General features: G+C 67.9%; 13 protein-coding genes. 10 read left to right on the top strand and 3 right to left on the bottom strand.

What is annotated here, in order from left to right:
• Positions 1-127: 127 nt before the first annotated feature.
• The 3 genes from R2N01_RS08765 (at position 128) to R2N01_RS08755 (ending at position 3,535) form a co-directional block, all read left to right on the top strand.
• Complete coding sequence (locus tag R2N01_RS08765; RefSeq protein WP_316670367.1) at positions 128-1,138, top strand: Gfo/Idh/MocA family oxidoreductase; 1,011 nt, start codon at positions 128-130, stop codon at positions 1,136-1,138.
• A 122-nt stretch (positions 1,139-1,260) separates the two neighbouring features.
• Complete coding sequence (locus tag R2N01_RS08760) at positions 1,261-2,268, top strand: LacI family DNA-binding transcriptional regulator (protein WP_316670365.1); 1,008 nt, start codon at positions 1,261-1,263, stop codon at positions 2,266-2,268.
• Positions 2,269-2,401: 133 nt separating this feature from the next.
• Positions 2,402-3,535, top strand: a complete 1,134-nt coding sequence (locus tag R2N01_RS08755) for a zinc-binding dehydrogenase (protein ID WP_316670363.1) — start codon at positions 2,402-2,404, stop codon at positions 3,533-3,535.
• Between the two features lie 44 nt (positions 3,536-3,579).
• Here R2N01_RS08755 and R2N01_RS08750 read toward each other — a convergent pair whose 3' ends face one another.
• A complete protein-coding gene (locus tag R2N01_RS08750) occupies positions 3,580-4,356 on the bottom strand; it encodes a GntR family transcriptional regulator (RefSeq protein ID WP_316670362.1) in 777 nt (258 codons plus the stop codon).
• A gap of 223 nt (positions 4,357-4,579) precedes the next feature.
• Here R2N01_RS08750 and iolC point away from each other — a divergent pair, with 223 nt between their 5' ends.
• The 5 genes from iolC (at position 4,580) to R2N01_RS08725 (ending at position 11,008) form a co-directional block, all read left to right on the top strand.
• Positions 4,580-5,578 (top strand): 5-dehydro-2-deoxygluconokinase, encoded by a 999-nt coding sequence (gene iolC, locus R2N01_RS08745; protein WP_316670361.1) that lies wholly within the window; start codon positions 4,580-4,582, stop codon positions 5,576-5,578.
• Positions 5,579-5,584: 6 nt separating this feature from the next.
• Positions 5,585-6,451, top strand: a complete 867-nt coding sequence (locus R2N01_RS08740; protein WP_316670359.1) for a deoxyribose-phosphate aldolase — start codon at positions 5,585-5,587, stop codon at positions 6,449-6,451.
• Positions 6,448-7,326, top strand: coding sequence for a 5-deoxy-glucuronate isomerase (gene iolB, locus R2N01_RS08735; RefSeq protein ID WP_399553266.1), 879 nt, complete (start codon positions 6,448-6,450; stop codon positions 7,324-7,326). Before R2N01_RS08740 ends, iolB begins: the two co-directional genes overlap by 4 nt.
• Before the next feature lie 56 nt (positions 7,327-7,382).
• Positions 7,383-9,287 (top strand): 3D-(3,5/4)-trihydroxycyclohexane-1,2-dione acylhydrolase (decyclizing), encoded by a 1,905-nt coding sequence (gene iolD / locus R2N01_RS08730; RefSeq protein ID WP_316670357.1) that lies wholly within the window; start codon positions 7,383-7,385, stop codon positions 9,285-9,287.
• A gap of 227 nt (positions 9,288-9,514) precedes the next feature.
• A complete protein-coding gene (locus tag R2N01_RS08725) occupies positions 9,515-11,008 on the top strand; it encodes a CoA-acylating methylmalonate-semialdehyde dehydrogenase (protein WP_316670355.1) in 1,494 nt (497 codons plus the stop codon).
• Between the two features lie 428 nt (positions 11,009-11,436).
• On the opposite strand, the gene R2N01_RS08720 is transcribed toward R2N01_RS08725, so the two are convergent.
• Complete coding sequence (locus tag R2N01_RS08720) at positions 11,437-12,984, bottom strand: MFS transporter (protein ID WP_316670370.1); 1,548 nt, start codon at positions 12,982-12,984, stop codon at positions 11,437-11,439.
• 192 nt (positions 12,985-13,176) lie between these two features.
• Positions 13,177-14,022 carry a sugar phosphate isomerase/epimerase gene (locus R2N01_RS08715; RefSeq protein WP_316670369.1) on the bottom strand — a complete coding sequence of 282 codons (846 nt, stop codon included), beginning with the start codon at positions 14,020-14,022 and terminating at the stop codon, positions 13,177-13,179.
• Positions 14,023-14,345: 323 nt separating this feature from the next.
• Here R2N01_RS08715 and R2N01_RS08710 point away from each other — a divergent pair, with 323 nt between their 5' ends.
• Both R2N01_RS08710 and R2N01_RS08705 read left to right on the top strand, forming a co-directional pair.
• Positions 14,346-15,422, top strand: coding sequence for a transaldolase family protein (locus R2N01_RS08710; protein ID WP_316670353.1), 1,077 nt, complete (start codon positions 14,346-14,348; stop codon positions 15,420-15,422).
• A gap of 52 nt (positions 15,423-15,474) precedes the next feature.
• Positions 15,475-16,028 (top strand): Gfo/Idh/MocA family oxidoreductase (locus R2N01_RS08705; protein WP_316670352.1); only part of this gene is annotated, 554 nt, incomplete at its 3' end.

Raw genomic sequence — 16,028 nt, 5'->3', positions numbered from 1 at the left:
CTGCGACCCGTCCTTCCCCAAGCAGAACGCCATCAACATGCGCACCTACCTGGCCTCGTGCGGCCTGGGCCTGGCCTGACCCGGTCCGGCGGTCAACCACCATCACTCCAAGGAAGCAGGAAGAGCAATGACAGTTCGCATCGGACTCATCGGCGCCGGCGGCATGGGCCGCGCTCATCTGGCCCGCATCACCAACGACCTGTCCGGCGGCGAGATCGTCGCCGTGGCGGACATCAACCACGATGCCGCGGTCGCGGCCGCCGAGCCCTACGGGGCCAAGGCCTACGACACCTCGGACGAGCTCATCGACGACCCCGAGGTCGACGCGGTGATCATCGCCACCTTCGGGAAGGTCCACTCCCCCGACGTCATCAAGGTCATCGGGGCCGGCAAGTACGTCCTGTGCGAGAAGCCCCTGGCCACCACCGCCGAGGACTGCATCAGGATCATGGAGGCCGAGCAGAAGGCCGGCAGGAAGCTCGTCACCGTCGGCTTCATGCGCCGTTTCGACGCCGCCTACAACGAGATGAAGGCCGTCCTGGAGGCCGGGGACAACGGCCAGGCGCTCCTGGTCCACAACCGCCACCGCAATCCCTCCGTGCCGGAGTCCTACACCTCGCGCATGGCCATCGACGACACCGCCATCCACGAGATCGACACGATGCGCTGGCTGCTCGGCGAGGAGATCGTCCGAGTGCGCGTCGAGCGCCCGAAGCCGACGACGCGCCGTTACGACCATCTCATCGACCCGGTCGTCGTCGTCATGTACACGTCCTCCGGCGTGCGCATCGACGACGAGGTCAACGTCAACCTCCAGTGGGCCTACTCCATCGAGTGCGAGCTCGTGCTCGAGACCGCCGCGGTGCGTCTCGGCGACCAGGAGAAGATCCACATCCGCGACGCCCACGGCGACCGCAATGCGATGTGCCGGTCCCACATCGACAGGTTCCAGGACGCCTTCAACCGCGAGTTCCAGGAGTGGATCAATGCCGTGGCCCGCGACGAGCACACCGGCTCAAACGCGTGGGACGGCTACGCCGCCACGTCCGTCGTCGACGCCGCCGTCGCCTCGCTCGAGGATGAGACCTCGCCGATGGTCGAGGTGACCCTCATGGAGAAGCCGGCGCTGTACACCTGAGGCGGGTGAACCGGGCCGGGAGTCCAGGACCCGGGCTCCCGGCCCGGCGGCCGTCGGACGTGCTTTCATCGCCGCAGTTGGAGGAGGATCCGGTATCCCTCCAGTCCGGCGAAAGGCGAGGCATGACCAAGCGGCGCAGACCGACGCAGGTGGACGTCGCGCGTCTGGCCGGAACGTCCCGCCAGACGGTGTCGCTCGTGGCGCTGGACGATCCCAGGGTCTCGCCGTCGACCCGCACGAGGGTGCTCGCCGCGATGCACGAACTCGACTACCGGCCGAACATAGCCGCTCGCGCGCTGGCGGCGCGCAACTCCCGGTTCATCGGCATCGTCCTCGCCGACGTCACGAACCCCTTCTACGCGGACCTGTGCGACGAGCTGCGCAACCGCTGCGAGGCGCTGGACCTGGTGCCGCTGATCGCGATATCGGGCCGTCAGCGCGACAGCTGCCTCATGTCCGCGGAGCGCTTCATCCACATGGGGATCGAGGGGCTGGCGCTGGTGTCGCCGCCCCTGGGCACCGGGGACCTGCACCGCATCGGGACCCAGGTGCCGACGGTCCTGCTCACCCACAACACCGGCCCGATGTCGGTGGACCTGGTCCATACCGACGACGAGGCGGGCGCGGGCATGGCCGCGCGCCATCTCCTGTGCCGGGGGTACGAGCCCGTCGTCTACCTGGGCTTCGATCGCGCCGTCCCGGGCGACTCCGCGGCCGCCCGCCGGCTCGGTTTCACGCGGGAGATGGCGCGAGAGGGCCGCGAACCGATGGCGGTCGACCTGCTCTCGACAGGAATCGGGGAGGCCGTCGAAGAGGTCCTCGATGCTCACGGGCCGGGTATCGGATTCTGCTGCCACAACGACCTCGTCGCCCTCGAGGCGATGCGCGCGCTCGCCGATCGGGGACTGCGGGCCGGGCCCGATCACGGGGTGACGGGATTCGACGACTCCCGGGTCGCATCGCACCCCGCGATCTCGCTCACCAGTATCAACCAGCGGACCACCGGCCTGGCCGAGGTGGCGATGCGGCTGCTGAGCGAACGCATCGGTGGGCGGACGGAGCAGGCCGAGCGGGTGTTCGCGCCGAGCCTGGTGGTTCGTGCGTCCAGCCGGCCGGGTGGCGGCCGCTAACGCACCCACAAGAGTGGCCATAATTGTCAGGACAATAGCCTTTACAATGTTTCCCTTCATCGGTTATGGTCAGAAGCGGGTCCCTGGAGCGGCACAGGTCGGCCCAGGCGGTTTTGATCCAATGGAGGACAAAATGTCAGGACAAATTCCCACAACGATGCGCGCAGCCGTTCTGCGCGATGTCTCGCGTGGACTGGAGATCCAGGAGATCCGTACGCCGAGGCCTCGCACCGGCGAGGTCCTCGTCAGGACCAGTGCCTGCGGGCTGTGCCATTCGGATCTTCACGTCATAGGAGGGGCCATCGCCTTCCCCCTGCCCTGCGTCCTCGGCCATGAGGTCGCGGGCGAGATCGTCGAGGTGGGTCCCGGCAACGACCACACCGGACTCGTCGTCGGGCAGCGGGTCGCCGGCGCCTTCCTCATGCCCTGCGGACAGTGCCCGGCGTGCGCCGAGGGCCGCGACGACCTGTGCGGCCCCTTCTTCGACCTCAACCGCCTCCAGGGCAAGCTCTACGACGGTCGGACCAGGCTCTTCGATCTGGACGGGACGCCCATCGCGATGTACTCCATGGGCGGCCTGGCGGAGTACTGCGTCATCCCCTCGACCTCGGTCGTTCCCCTGCCCGATGCGATCGACCCGGTCGCCGGGGCGATCCTCGGGTGCGCGGCGATGACGGCCTACGGCGCGGTGCGCCGGGGCGCCGATCTGCGCCACGGCGAATCCGCGGCGGTGGTCGCCACCGGCGGCGTGGGCTCGAACATCATCCAGATCAGCCGGGCGTTCGGGGCGAGGCAGATCATCGCAATCGATGTCTCCGATGACAAGCTCGAGGCGACCCGCGCCCTCGGCGCCACGGACGTTGTCAACTCCACGAAGCAGGACGTCCACGAGGCCGTCTTCGGACTCACCGGGGGACGCGGCGTCGACGTCGCCTTCGAGGCCCTCGGACGCCCCCAGACCTGGACATCGGCCCTCGACGCGCTACGGGACGGCGGACGGATGGTGCCGATCGGCCTGGGTGCCGGTGTGCAGACCGCGGAGGTCGAGATCAACCGGACGGTGCGCCGTTCCCAGTCGATCCTCGGCTCCTACGGGGCCCGGACCAGGCAGGACCTGCCCGAGGTCGTCCGCCTCGCCGCAGAGGGCACGATCCGCTACCAGGACATCGTCACCAGGAGGTTCCCGCTCGAGGACGTGGCGCAGGGCTACGACCTGCTGAGGCAGGGCAGGGTACGGGGCCGCGGAGTCGTCGACATGTCGCTCTGACGGCTCGAGTCGTCCCCCTGCCCGGGCCGGGTGCGGCGCCCGGCTCAGGCGTCGGCGACCAGGTTGAACTGGAAGGAGTACATGCCGCAGTTGTAGACGTGAGTGCCGTGCTCGATGACGCTCCCGTCCTTGTCGAAAGCGGTCCTCTCCATGACGAGCACGGCGTCGCCCTCGTCGATGACGAGCAGGCGGGCCTCCTCGGGCGAGGCGAGGCGCGCGCCGATCGACTGCTGGGCCATGACCGGACGGGTGCCGTGGACGGCAAGGCTCTCGTAGAGCCCCTGCCCGGTGAGCTGCGTGACGGTGGGCGCCTTCGCCCCGGCGGGAAGCAGGTTGGTCATGATGGCCAGGGGCTCGTCGTCGATGAACCGCAGCCGTCTCACCTGGATGATCTCGATCCCCGGCTCGCCGTGCAGGCTGCGGGCCGCCGTCGGATCGGCGAGCATCACCTCGTAGGAGAGGACCTCGGTCCGGGGGTGGAAACCGGCGGCGATGAGGTCGTCGTTGAGCGAGGTCAGCCCGAGCGAGCGGTGCACGTGCATCGGGGTCACTCGGGTGCCGATGCCGCGGCGACGCGTGAGCAGCCCCCGCATGACGAGGTCCCGCAGCGCCCGACGGGTGGTGGGCCGCGACACCTTCAACCGCTTCGCCATGGACACCTCGTCCTCGATGAGCCGACCAGGGGCCAATTCGCCCGCCATGATGAGCTCCTCGATGGGACCGGCTATCTGCTGGTACAGGGGAACGCTCGACTCCCGGTCCAGCATGATCCGCGGGACGAAGGGGACGTCGAGATTCTCCTCACGGGCAGCTCCCTCCATTGGCTCACCTCGATGCTGTCGTCGGCGGGTCCGCGCCCGCGGTGCTTGATGGGACAAGGCGTCGGCATTTTACACCGGAGGCGTGAGACGCGTCACTCCCCTCACTTTGTCAGAACAAAAGCTTGACGCCCAGGGCGTCCCGAGCATAGATTCAAGACAGCAGCGCGGGCAGCGCCCGCGCTTACGAGAAGGAACAATGATGTCCAGTCTTACAGGAACGACGATGTCCAGCCAGGCGGACGCCGAGAGCGATGAACATCTCGATCTGCTGACCATCGGGCGCAGCGGTATAGACGTCTATCCCTTCCAGACCGGGATCGGGCTCGAGGATGTGACCAGTTTCGGGAAGTTCCTCGGCGGCTCCCCCACGAACGTCGCGGTGGCGGCCGCTCGTCAGGGGGTGCGCAGCGCCGTGATCACGGCAGTCGGTGACGACCCCTTCGGGCGCTTCATCCGTCGGGAGATGGGGCGCCTCGGCGTATCCGACAGATTCGTCGTACGCAATGAGGACTACAGCACCCCCGTGACCTTCTGCGAGATCTTCCCGCCCGATGACTTCCCCCTCTACTTCTACCGCCAGCCCAAGGCGCCCGATCTGGAGCTCACCGAGTCCGACATCCCCGTCGAGGCCGTGCGCGAGGCCAGGATCTTCTGGTTCTCCGTCACCGGCCTGTCGGTGGAGCCGTCGCGCTCGGCGCACCATTTCGCGCTCGAGGCGCGCGGGCGCGAGCAGTGCACCATCGCCGACCTGGACTACCGCCCCATGTTCTGGCAGGACGAGGAGACCGCCACCCAGCAGGTCGGACGGATCCTGGACAAGGTCAGCGTGGCCATCGGCAACAAGGAGGAGTGTCGTATCGCGGTGGGCGAGACCGAGCCGGACCGCGCGGCCGACGCGCTCCTGGACCGCGGCGTGGACATCGCCATCGTCAAGCAGGGCCCGCTCGGAACGCTCGCGAAGACCCGCACCGAGCGCATCCTCATGCCCGTCACCCCCGTCGAGGTGTGCAACGGGCTGGGGGCCGGGGACGCCTTCGGGGGATCCTTCTGCCACGCGCTCCTCGAGGGCTTCGACCTCGCCGGAGCCGTGCAGTTCGCGTCGACCGCCGGCGCGATCGTGGCGTCCCGGCTCGAGTGCTCCACCGCGATGCCCTCCACGCAGGAGATCGAGCGATTCATCGCGGAGCGACCCGACATCCGGCCGATCACCGAGAAGAGGTAGTGCACAATGGGCACCCTGATCGAAGAACTCACCGGGATACGGGCGCGCGACCCCGGCAGGATCGCACGGGCTCTCGCCCTGCGCCCGCGCGCCGATCTCGCCGCCGCCGAGCGGCTCCTCGTCATCGCCTGCGACCACCCCGCCCGGGGGGCCCTCGGAGCAGGGCCTGACCCCATGGCGATGTCCTCGCGCGAGGACCTCCTGCACCGCTGCATCACGGCGCTGTCCAGGCCCGGGGTCAACGGGTTCCTCGGCACCGCGGACCTCGTCGAGGACCTCGCGCTGCTGGGGGCCCTCGACGGCAAGCTCGTCTGGGGATCGATGAACCGGGTCGGTCTGCAGGGGGCCGCTTTCGAGCTGGACGACCGCTTCGGGGGCTACGACACCGAGGGTGTGACCGCCGCAGGGCTCAACGGCGGGAAGATGCTCACTCGCATCGATTACGAGGATGCCGCCACCGCCCGCACCCTCGAGGCCAGCGCCCGCGCCATCGACGCGCTGGCGGGCCGCGGACTCAACGCCATGATCGAGCCCTTCATCTCGCGGCGCGAGGGCGGGCGGATCGTCAACGATCTGACGCCCGACGCCGTCATCCGCGCGGTCTCCGTGGCCCAGGGGCTCGGACGCAGCTCGGCGTACACGTGGTTGAAGCTGCCCTGCGTCCAGGACATGGACCGGGTCATGGAATCCACCACGCTGCCCAGCCTCATCCTCGGCGGCGAGGTCTCCAAGGATCCCGAGGCCGCGCGGGCCTCGTGGGGCAGGGCACTGGCCCTGCCCAATGTCAGGGGCCTGGTCATCGGCCGATCCCTCCTCTATCCGCCGGACGACAACGTCGAGGCGGCAGTCGACAATGCAGTGGAGTTGTTGTGAACGAAGAGAAGTACATCATCCGCTCGGGCGAGCTCGCCCACGATTCGTACGAGACCGATCTGACCCCGGAGCGTGCGGGCTGGGAGTGGTCCTCACTGCGCGTGCTGGGGCTCGCCCCCGGTCAGAAGGCGTACGTGCCCGGAGGCGAGGCGGAGTTCCTCGTGCTGCCGCTCTCGGGGGGCTGCACCGTCGAAGTCGGCGGACGCTCCTACGAGATCGCCGGCCGCGAGTCGGTGTTCACCGGCATCACCGACTACCTGTACGTCCCGCGCGATACCGACATCCGCCTGACCAGCGGCAGCGGCGCGCGCATCGCGCTGCCGGGCGCGAAGTCGACGAAGGACCTGCCCGTCCGTCACTGCGGACGCGACGAGGTCGGCACGGGACTGCGCGGAGCCGGCCCCTCCTCCCGCCAGGTCAACAACTACGCCCTCGGCAACGACCTGGAGACTTCGCACCTGCTGGCATGCGAGGTCCTGACCCCCGGCGGCAACTGGTCCTCCTACCCGCCGCACAAGCACGACGAGCACAACGACGTCGAGCGCGTCCTCGAGGAGATCTACTACTACGAGGTCCGCCCGGGCGACGAGGGTGCCGAGGAGGGCTTCGCCCTCCAGCGCATCTATCCCTCCCCCGGACACGAGATCGACGTGTGCACCGAGGTGCGCAGCGGCGACGTCGTCGTCATGCCCTACGGGTACCACGGCCCCTCCGTCGCCGCCCCCGGCTACGACCTCTACTACCTCAATGTCATGGCCGGCCCCGCCGAGGACTCGGTCTGGCTGATGACCGATGATCCTCATCACACCTGGATCCGCCGGTCGTGGGGGACCCAGGAGATCGACCCCCGACTGCCGATGACAGAGATGAACTAGCCCCCACCGACAACTCGACGGGAACGCCTTCGTTTCCGTCCCGACCAGGAGAAACAATGACCACTAGTCCCGTACCCACGGTTCGTCTGACGGTGGCTCAGGCCACCATCCGGTTCCTCGTCAACCAGTGCTCCGAGCGCGATGGCCGTGAGCAGCGTCTCATCGCGGGGGCCTTCGGCATATTCGGACACGGCAACGTCGCCGGGATCGGGCAGGCCCTGCTGCAGAACGAACTCGACCCAGAGCCCGACGGGGGCCCGATGCCCTACATCATGCCCCGTAACGAGCAGGGCCAGGTGCATGCGGCCTCGGCGTACGCGAAGAGCAGGAACCGTCTTCAGGCGATGATGTGCACCGCCTCCATCGGCCCCGGCTCGCTCAACATGGTCACGGGTGCGGCGTTGGCGACGACCAACCGTCTCCCGGTCCTGCTCTTCCCCTCGGACCAGTTCGCCACCCGGTATCCCGATCCTGTCCTGCAGCAGATCGAGAACGCCCAGACCCTCGACACCACGTGCAATGACGCGTTCCGCCCGGTCTCCGCGTTCTTCGACCGCATCAACCGCCCCGAGCAGCTGCTCCCCTCGCTCATGCAGGCGATGCGCACGCTGACCGATCCGGCCGACACCGGTGCGGTCGTCCTGGCGATGCCCCAGGACGTCCAGGCCGAGGCCTTCGACTTCCCCGTCGAGATGTTCCGCAGGCGCGTGTGGCACGTGCGCCGCCCGCCGGTCGACCAGGCCTCCCTCGCGCGCGCCGCGGAGCTCATCAGGTCCTCGAGACGCCCCCTGGTCATCGCCGGCGGCGGCGCCATCTACTCCGAGGCCTCCGAGCAGCTGCGGGAGCTCGCCTCCCGGACCGGTATCCCGGTGGCGGACACGCAGGCCGGCAAGGGCGCCATCAACTCCGATCACGCCCAGTCGGTGGGCGGCGTCGGCTCGACTGGCGGCGACGCGGGCAACCACATCGCGGACAACGCGGACCTGGTCATCGGTGTGGGGACGCGCTACTCCGACTTCACGACGGCATCGCGGACCCAGTTCAAGAACCCCGACGTCCGTTTCGTCAACATCAACGTCAAGGCCTTCGACGCCGTCAAGAACAGCGGGGAGATGCTCGTGGCGGACGCGCGCGAGGCCCTCACGGCGCTGACCGCGGCCCTCGACGGGTATTCGGTCGACGCCGCGTACGCCGCCGAGGTCGCGCGGGAGAAGGAGGCCTGGGACAGGCGCGTGGACGAGTGCTACCACCTCGGGCACGGGCCGCTGCCCGCCCAGACCGAGGTCTTCGGCGCCCTGAACGAGCTCATGGGCGATCAGGACGTCGTCATCAATGCCGCGGGTTCCATGCCCGGCGACCTCCAGGCGCTGTGGAGGGCCCGCACGCCCGTCCAGTACCACGTGGAGTACGCCTTCTCCTGCATGGGCTACGAGATCCCCGCGGCGATGGGCGTCAAGCTCGCGCTGCCCGACTCCGAGGTCGTCTCGATCGTCGGAGACGGCTCCTATCAGATGCTCCCGATGGAACTGGCCACGGTCGCCCAGGAGGGCATCAAGGTCATCTACGTGCTGCTGCAGAACTACGGCTTCGCCTCGATCGGGTCGCTGTCCGAGTCGCGTGGCTCCCAGCGCTTCGGCACGCGCTACCGCCGCGGAGGCCCCGGCGCGTCGCACACCGCCGACGGGGAGCTGCTCGGCGTCGACATCGCGGCCAATGCCCGCTCGTGGGGCATCGATGTCATCGAGGCCCACGGCATCGAGGAGTTCAAGGACGCCTACCACCGGGCCGTCGGCTCCGATCGTCCGACGATGATCCACATCGAGACCGATCTGTACGGCCCGAACCCGCCGGCGTCGTCGTGGTGGGACGTGCCCGTCTCGCAGGTCTCGCGCATCGACAGCACGCAGGCGGCCCATCAGGACTACCTGCGCGACCGCGCACCACAGCGCCACTACCTGTGAAGCGCGGTCGCCCGCGGCTCCTGCACTGACACGGCAAGCGCCTCCACAAGGCCACTTATTTGTAAGAACAAATATCCCCATACTAATTACAAATGGATGGATGCGGGGTAAACTGAATCGCGGATGACGGCTCGCCGCCTGCTCTCCCCATGGCGGGCTCGCAGCGGTCGGGGGCATCCGCCTGTACGGACCACATGAAATCCACACTCCAGAGGAGTTCACGGACAATGAAGATGATTGAGCACTGGGTCGACGGCGCATATTACAGCGGTGCGCCGGCGGGGCGCCTCCCCGTCGAGAATCCCGGTACGGGAGAGGTGGAGGCCGAGCTGCTCCAGGCCTCCGCGGCTGATCTCGACCACGCCGTCGAGGTGGCTCGGCGGGCTCAGAAGGAATGGGCGCAGGTATCCCTCGCCAGGCGCGTGGCCATCATGTTCCGCATGCGCCAGCTGATCCTCGACCACCAGGACGAGATGGCGAGGCTGATCGTCGCCGAGCACGGCAAGAACTACTCCGACGCCATCGGCGAGATCCAACGCGGCCGTGAGACCTTCGACTTCGCGACGGCGATCAACGTCGCTCTCAAGGGCGAGTACTCCTACGACATCTCGACCGGTGTCGACATCCACACGCTTCGCCAGCCGGTGGGCGTCGTCGCCGGCATCTGCCCCTTCAACTTCCCCGCCATGGTGCCGATGTGGATGCACCCGCTGGCCGTCGCCACCGGCAACGCGTTCATTCTCAAGCCCGCGTCGCCGACCCCCTCGGCGGCGCTCCTCACCGCGGAGCTCTACAAGGAGGCGGGCCTGCCCGACGGCGTCTTCAACGTCGTCGCCGGAAACCGCGACATCGTCTCCAAGGTCCTCGAGCACCCCGGGATCGACGCCATCTCCTTCGTCGGGTCCACGCCGGTCGCCCATGTCATCCAGGACACGGGCATCACCCACGGCAAGCGCGTGCAGGCGCTCGGCGGGGCGAACAACCACGCGATCGTCATGCCCGACTCCGATCTGGACTTCGCCGCCCAGCACATCTCGGCCGCCGCCTTCGGCGCCGCCGGCGAGCGCTGCATGGCCCTGCCGGTCGTCGTCGCCGTCGGCGGCATCGGCCCGGACCTGGCGCAGCGTGTCAAGGCCCATGCGCAGGGCATCAAGGTCGGCTACGGCCTGGACGAGGGCGTCGAGATGGGCCCGGTCATCGACGCGAAGGCCAAGAAGCGCATCGTCGGCCTCATCGACGACGCGGAGAAGCGCGGGGCCGAAGTGGTGCTCGATGGCCGGTCCCTGGTGATCCCCGGTCACGAGAACGGCCACTTCCTCGGTCCGACCATCATCGACGGAGTCCCGCTCGACGCCCCGGCGTACACCGAGGAGGTCTTCGGCCCGGTCCTGACCATCGTCCACGCCGGCACCTACGACGAGGCCATGAGGATCGTCAATTCCTCGCCCTTCGGCAACGGTTCGGCGATCTTCACGAATGATGGCGGCGTCGCCCGCCGCTTCACGCTGGACACCGAGGCGGGCATGGTCGGCGTCAATGTGCCGATCCCGACCCCGGTCGCCTACTACTCCTTCGGCGGATGGAAGGAGTCGCTGCTCGGCGACACCCACATCCACGGACCCGAGGGCGTCAAGTTCTACACCCGCGCCAAGGCGATCACCACGCGGTGGCCCTCCGAGAAAACCTACGCGGCAACGATGTCCTTCCAGCGCGAGGAGTGATCCCCTCCTGTTGAGCCGGCGTCGGCTCCGTGCCACGTGCCCCGCAGTCCCCAGGCTGCGGGGCACGCTTCTTCTCGACGCCCGGGGGCCGCGGAGCGGGACAGGGGGCGAGCCGGCCGGGGCCACGAGTGCGCATCGCGGTCAGGTACCCGACGCGGTCAGGTACCCGAACAGTCTCCGATCCCCGCCAGCCGGAGCCGGCCGGCACGCATTTTCAGCAGACACCAGGGGAACCCGTCCGAGGTCCGAAAATCCTGACGATCGTTCCTGCACGCGCCCGCCGCGCCGCTCCCCGGCTGCCCTCCACGGCGCATCTTCGCGGACGGACGTCTGGGGACGGCGAAGGGTTCGGCCCCGCGGACAGGACCGCGGGGCCGGACCCCAGCAACATGACTCAGGGACGGGTCAGGGGCCGAGGCCCCCGCTTGTCAGCTGAACTCCTTCTCGAAGCGCAGCTCGAGCTCCTCCAGCGAGTCGTACTTCGTCTCGGGGACGAATTTCTTGTAGAAGATGAGCGAGAAGACGTTGAGCACTGCGAAGATCAGATAGGTCAGTGCCCCGCCCAGGTCCTCCATCATGATCGGGAAGACGATGGCGACGATGCCGTTGGCGATCCACAGGGCGCCGACCGCCATGCCCATCGAGAGGCCGCGGATCTTCGCGGGGAAGAGCTCCGAGACGAGGACCCAGGTCACCGTGCCCGACTGCTTCGCGAAGACGAACAGGCAGACGATGACGAGAACCAGGTACGGGGCGAACGCGGGCGCACCGAGGATCGTCCCGTCCTCCTGCTGGTAGGGCTGGATGAAGAAGAAGAACACCCCTGCGAGCAGGGTCAGCGAGATGACGATCGAGGACTCCTGGTAGATACCGATGTGCCGGCGCGCGAACCGGGCGATGAGCAGGAAGCCGACGCCGGAGCCGAGGAAGGACACGGCGCCGGAGACCACGTTGAGGCTGATGGAGTCGCTCATCGGCAGACCTGCGGCGCTGAGCACCTTGGGCATGTAGTACATGGCCGTATTGATGCCGGTCAACTGGTCCGCGAGTCCGAGGACGATACCGATGACGAGCAGGCGCCTGGTCCATTTCGTGCTCCAGATCTGCCCCAGGCCCCATTTCTCCTGCTTGGCCTCGGCGCGCTGGATCTCCAGCATCTCGTTGAGCTCACCGGCGATGGGGCCGTCCTTCTCCTCGTCGCGCACGCGCTTGAGGGCGCCGACGGCCTCGGCGATCCTCAGATTGGCGGCGTACCAGCGGGAGGACTCCGGCATCAGGCGGATACCGATCCACAGTGCGATGGCGGGGATCGAGGCGAGGATGAGCATGTAGCGCCACGTCGATCCGTTGCCGTCGGACACCACGATCCCGGCGATGTGCTGGACCTTCTCCCAGTCGACGACCGCTCCCGGAGCGTAGGCCCCGCTGGGATCGTTCTGGACGGTGACGGAGGGCCCGCCGTTCGCATGGGCGATGACCGCATTCATCGCGTATGCGAGGAGCTGACCGCCGACGATCATGAACTGGTCGACCGCGACGAGCACACCACGGATCCGCTTCGGCGCCGTCTCCCCCAGGAAGACGGGCACCGTGGCGGAGGCGCCGCCGACCGCGAAGCCCAGGATGATGCGGAACAGGTACAGCATCCAGATGTTCACCGAGAACGTGCAGCCCAGCGCCCCCGCGAGGAAGACGATCGCCAGCACCGTGATGTTGTGCCGGCGCCCGTACTTGTCGGAGAGCCTGCCGCCGAAGGTCGCGCCGAGGGCCGCGCCGAAGCACAGCAGGCCGCCGACGAAGCCCTCCTCGACCGTCGTCATGGTGAGACCGTGCGCGGCATGGGGCAGATGCATGTACGGCAGGGCCGCGGCGATGACGCCCGTGTCGTAGCCGAACAGCAGCGAGCCCAAGGTGGCCACGGCCGCGATCGCCCCGAGGGAGCGTCTCTTCCCGGAGGCCGGCGTTGTCCTCACCAGCTCCTCGATCCTCTCCGGTGTGTAGTCATCCACCGTAAGTTGACTGTCGGACATTTACTCTCCTTGTTCGAAGGTCCTCGTCGTCAGTTCGCCTCAAGGGCGACCGTCTCATCACTGAGACGCGATGGGGGTGGGAACCCCGTTGTGCCCGCTCATGGCCTTCCCGGGGGCACTGTCCGCAGGGGCCTGAGATCAGCCGTCGAATTCGTCGTGCAGGCGCTCGAGCATCCTCCGGTTGATCTCATCGGCCTTCTCGTGCCAGCCGAAGACGCACACCGACAGCACACCGTCGAAGCCTGTTCCCCGAAGGGTCGAGAAGACCTCGTCCCACGGGACCTCGCCCATGCCGATCTCGTTGTGCTGGTGAACGGTGACATCGGCCCCGGGGGGATTGATGATGTAGCGATTGCCGTCGTTGGCGCGGTGGTTGAAGGAGTCGGAGACGTGCACCTCGCGCAGCTTGCCCGCATCGGCGGCGCTGCGGATCATGCGCCCGACGTCACCGGCACCGTCGGACAGGTGGAAGGTGTGCGGGCAGCAGTACTCGTAGCCGATCCAGTCCTCGTCGACCCCGCGGACGATCTCGAGTGCGCGATCGTGCAGCTCGACGAAGTCGTAGGGGTGCGCCTCCATGGCGAGGCGGATCCCGTACCGCTCGAAGTCGGGCGTGAGCTCCTCGATCGAGCGATACCACTGGTGCTCGGACTCGCGGGCCCGGTTGCGGTCCCCCGAGAACTCGGAGACGATGTCGCGCACGCCCAACCGGTCGGCGACCTCCAGCAGCCGGCGCCAGTTGCGCACCTGGGCCCGCCTCTCCTGCTCGTCCACGGCGGACCAGTTGAAGACCGGGTTGAGGGTGCGGATGGTGACGCCGGTCTGCCGCTGCGCCCTGTTCAGCTCGTCGATGAGGGCGCTGTCGGCCTTCGGGTAGTGGTGCCAGAAGTGGAAGTCCGAGCGGGGCGACAGCTCCACGTGCTCGAAGCCGAGCTCGGCCGCCTTGCGCAGGGTGTCCGGCGCCGACATGGTCATGTAGTACATGTTGGGGTCAAGAGCGATGTCAACCACGGGAACTGCTCCTATTCAGATCAACGACGATGTCGATGCCCTTCATATTGTCATGACAATCAGGATTTGGGAAGTCTCGCACCGCTACCGATCGAATCGCCCCGACGGCAGAGACGGCTCCCGGCCAGCCCCACCGGCGTCGGGGCGGGGGAGGCCTTCCAGGGAACCTACCACATCCCTCATTTGTCATAACATTAGTTGACAGCTCCCTCCCGGAGGGCTTCAATTGAGTGCATGGCGTCCCGGCATCGCTGACGGGGCGCGGGAATCCAACTCGCATAGGAGAGAAGCAGCGCATGACCATCGAATACACTCCAGGCCCCCTCCTCGACGCGTCCCGGAACACCCCGACCGCCCTGTGGAACGACTCGGCTGACCCCGATGAGTTGAGGCAGTCGATCTCCTTCGGCGGTGTGGGCGCGACCTGCAACCCGTCCATCGCCTACACCTGCATCAACCAGCGCAAGGACGTGTGGCTGCCCCGCATCGCCGAGCTCGCGAGGGAGATGCCCGAGGCCACCGAGTCCCAGATCGGCTGGCAGGTCGTGCGCGAGCTGAGCATCGATGCCGCCAGGCTGCTCGAGCCCATCTTCGACGAGCAGAACGGCCGCAACGGGCGACTCTCCATCCAGACCGATCCGCGCCTGGCCCGCAACGCCAAGGCCCTGGCCGATCAGGCCGAGGAGTTCTCCAAACTCGCCAAGAACATCATCGTCAAGATCCCCGCCACCTCGGTGGGCGTCACGGCGATCGAGGACGCCACCTACCGCGGCGTCTCGGTCAACGTGACCGTCTCCTTCTCCGTGCCGCAGGCCATCACCACCGGCGAGGCCATCGAGCGCGGCCTCAAGCGCCGCGAGGCCGAGGGCCGGGACGTCTCCACGATGGGTCCCGTCGTCACCCTCATGGGCGGGCGCCTGGACGACTGGATCAAGATCGTCGCCAAGCGGGACAACCTCTTCATCGACCCCGGTCACCTCGAATGGGCCGGCGTGGCCGCCCTCAAGCGCGCCTACCACGAGTTCCAGTCCCGCGGGTTGCGCGCCCGCGTACTGTCGGCCGCCTTCCGCAATGTCATGCACTGGTCCGAACTCGTCGGCGGCGATCTCGTCGTCTCCCCGCCCTTCAAGTGGCAGAGGCTCATCAACGACTCGGGGTACGAGGTCGTCAATCGCATCGACGAGCCGGTCGCCCCCGAGATCATGAAGACCCTGCAGGGCATCCCCGAGTTCGTCCGCGCCTACGAGCCCGACGGCATGGCCCCCGAGGAGTTCGACACCTTCGGCGCCACCCTCCGCACGCTGCGCGGCTTCCTCCAGGCCGACGCCGACCTGGACACCCTCGTGCGCGACGTCATCATGCCCCAGCCATGAGCCGGGCCCCGGCAACCGCTCACATTCCGCAACCCCGTAACGAGGAGCAAGGATGCTCAACATCGCCGTCATTGGCGCAGGCCGTATCGGCCAAGTTCACGCCCAGACCATCGCGGGGCACTCGCAGGCCTCCCTCGCGCTCGTCTGCGACCCCGTCGGAGATGCCGCCGCGAGACTCGCGGCGCAGTACGACGCCCGATCCGACAAGGAAGCCGACCAGGCCTTCGCGGACCCGGGGATCGACGCCGTCATCATCGGGTCCCCCACCCCGCTGCACATCCCCCACCTCCTCGCCGCCGCCAAGGCCGGCAAGGCCGTCCTGTGCGAGAAGCCCATCGCCCTGGACATGAGGGACGTCGAGGCGGTCAGGGCCGAGCTCGACGCCGTCACCACCCCCGTCATGTTCGGCTTCAACCGGCGCTTCGACCCGTCCTTCGCCGCGGTGCGCGCGGCCGTGGAGGCCGGGCGCGTCGGCGAGCTGGAGCAGCTGACGATCATCTCGCGGGACCCGGCCGCCCCTCCGGTGGAGTACATCAAGGTCTCCGGCGGCATCTTCCGCGACATGACCATCCACGACTTCGACACCGCCCGCTTCTTCCTGGGCGA

It is taken from the genome of uncultured Propionibacterium sp. (assembly GCF_963539965.1).
Lineage (GTDB): Bacteria > Actinomycetota > Actinomycetes > Propionibacteriales > Propionibacteriaceae > Propionibacterium.
The sequence above is the reverse complement of the archived record's forward strand: the minus strand, read 5'-3'. Positions and strand labels throughout refer to the sequence as shown.

Excerpts from the sequence above, each read along its gene's own strand:
- R2N01_RS08765 (WP_316670367.1), top strand. The coding sequence starts at position 128 with ATGACAGTTCGCATCGGACTCATCGGCGCCGGCGGCATGGGCCGCGCT.
- R2N01_RS08760 (WP_316670365.1), top strand. The coding sequence starts at position 1,261 with ATGACCAAGCGGCGCAGACCGACGCAGGTGGACGTCGCGCGTCTGGCC.
- R2N01_RS08755 (WP_316670363.1), top strand. The coding sequence starts at position 2,402 with ATGTCAGGACAAATTCCCACAACGATGCGCGCAGCCGTTCTGCGCGAT.
- R2N01_RS08750 (WP_316670362.1), bottom strand. The coding sequence starts at position 4,356 with ATGGAGGGAGCTGCCCGTGAGGAGAATCTCGACGTCCCCTTCGTCCCG.
- iolC (WP_316670361.1), top strand. The coding sequence starts at position 4,580 with ATGTCCAGCCAGGCGGACGCCGAGAGCGATGAACATCTCGATCTGCTG.
- R2N01_RS08740 (WP_316670359.1), top strand. The coding sequence starts at position 5,585 with ATGGGCACCCTGATCGAAGAACTCACCGGGATACGGGCGCGCGACCCC.
- iolD (WP_316670357.1), top strand. The coding sequence starts at position 7,383 with ATGACCACTAGTCCCGTACCCACGGTTCGTCTGACGGTGGCTCAGGCC.
- R2N01_RS08725 (WP_316670355.1), top strand. The coding sequence starts at position 9,515 with ATGAAGATGATTGAGCACTGGGTCGACGGCGCATATTACAGCGGTGCG.
- R2N01_RS08715 (WP_316670369.1), bottom strand. The coding sequence starts at position 14,022 with ATGTACTACATGACCATGTCGGCGCCGGACACCCTGCGCAAGGCGGCC.
- R2N01_RS08710 (WP_316670353.1), top strand. The coding sequence starts at position 14,346 with ATGACCATCGAATACACTCCAGGCCCCCTCCTCGACGCGTCCCGGAAC.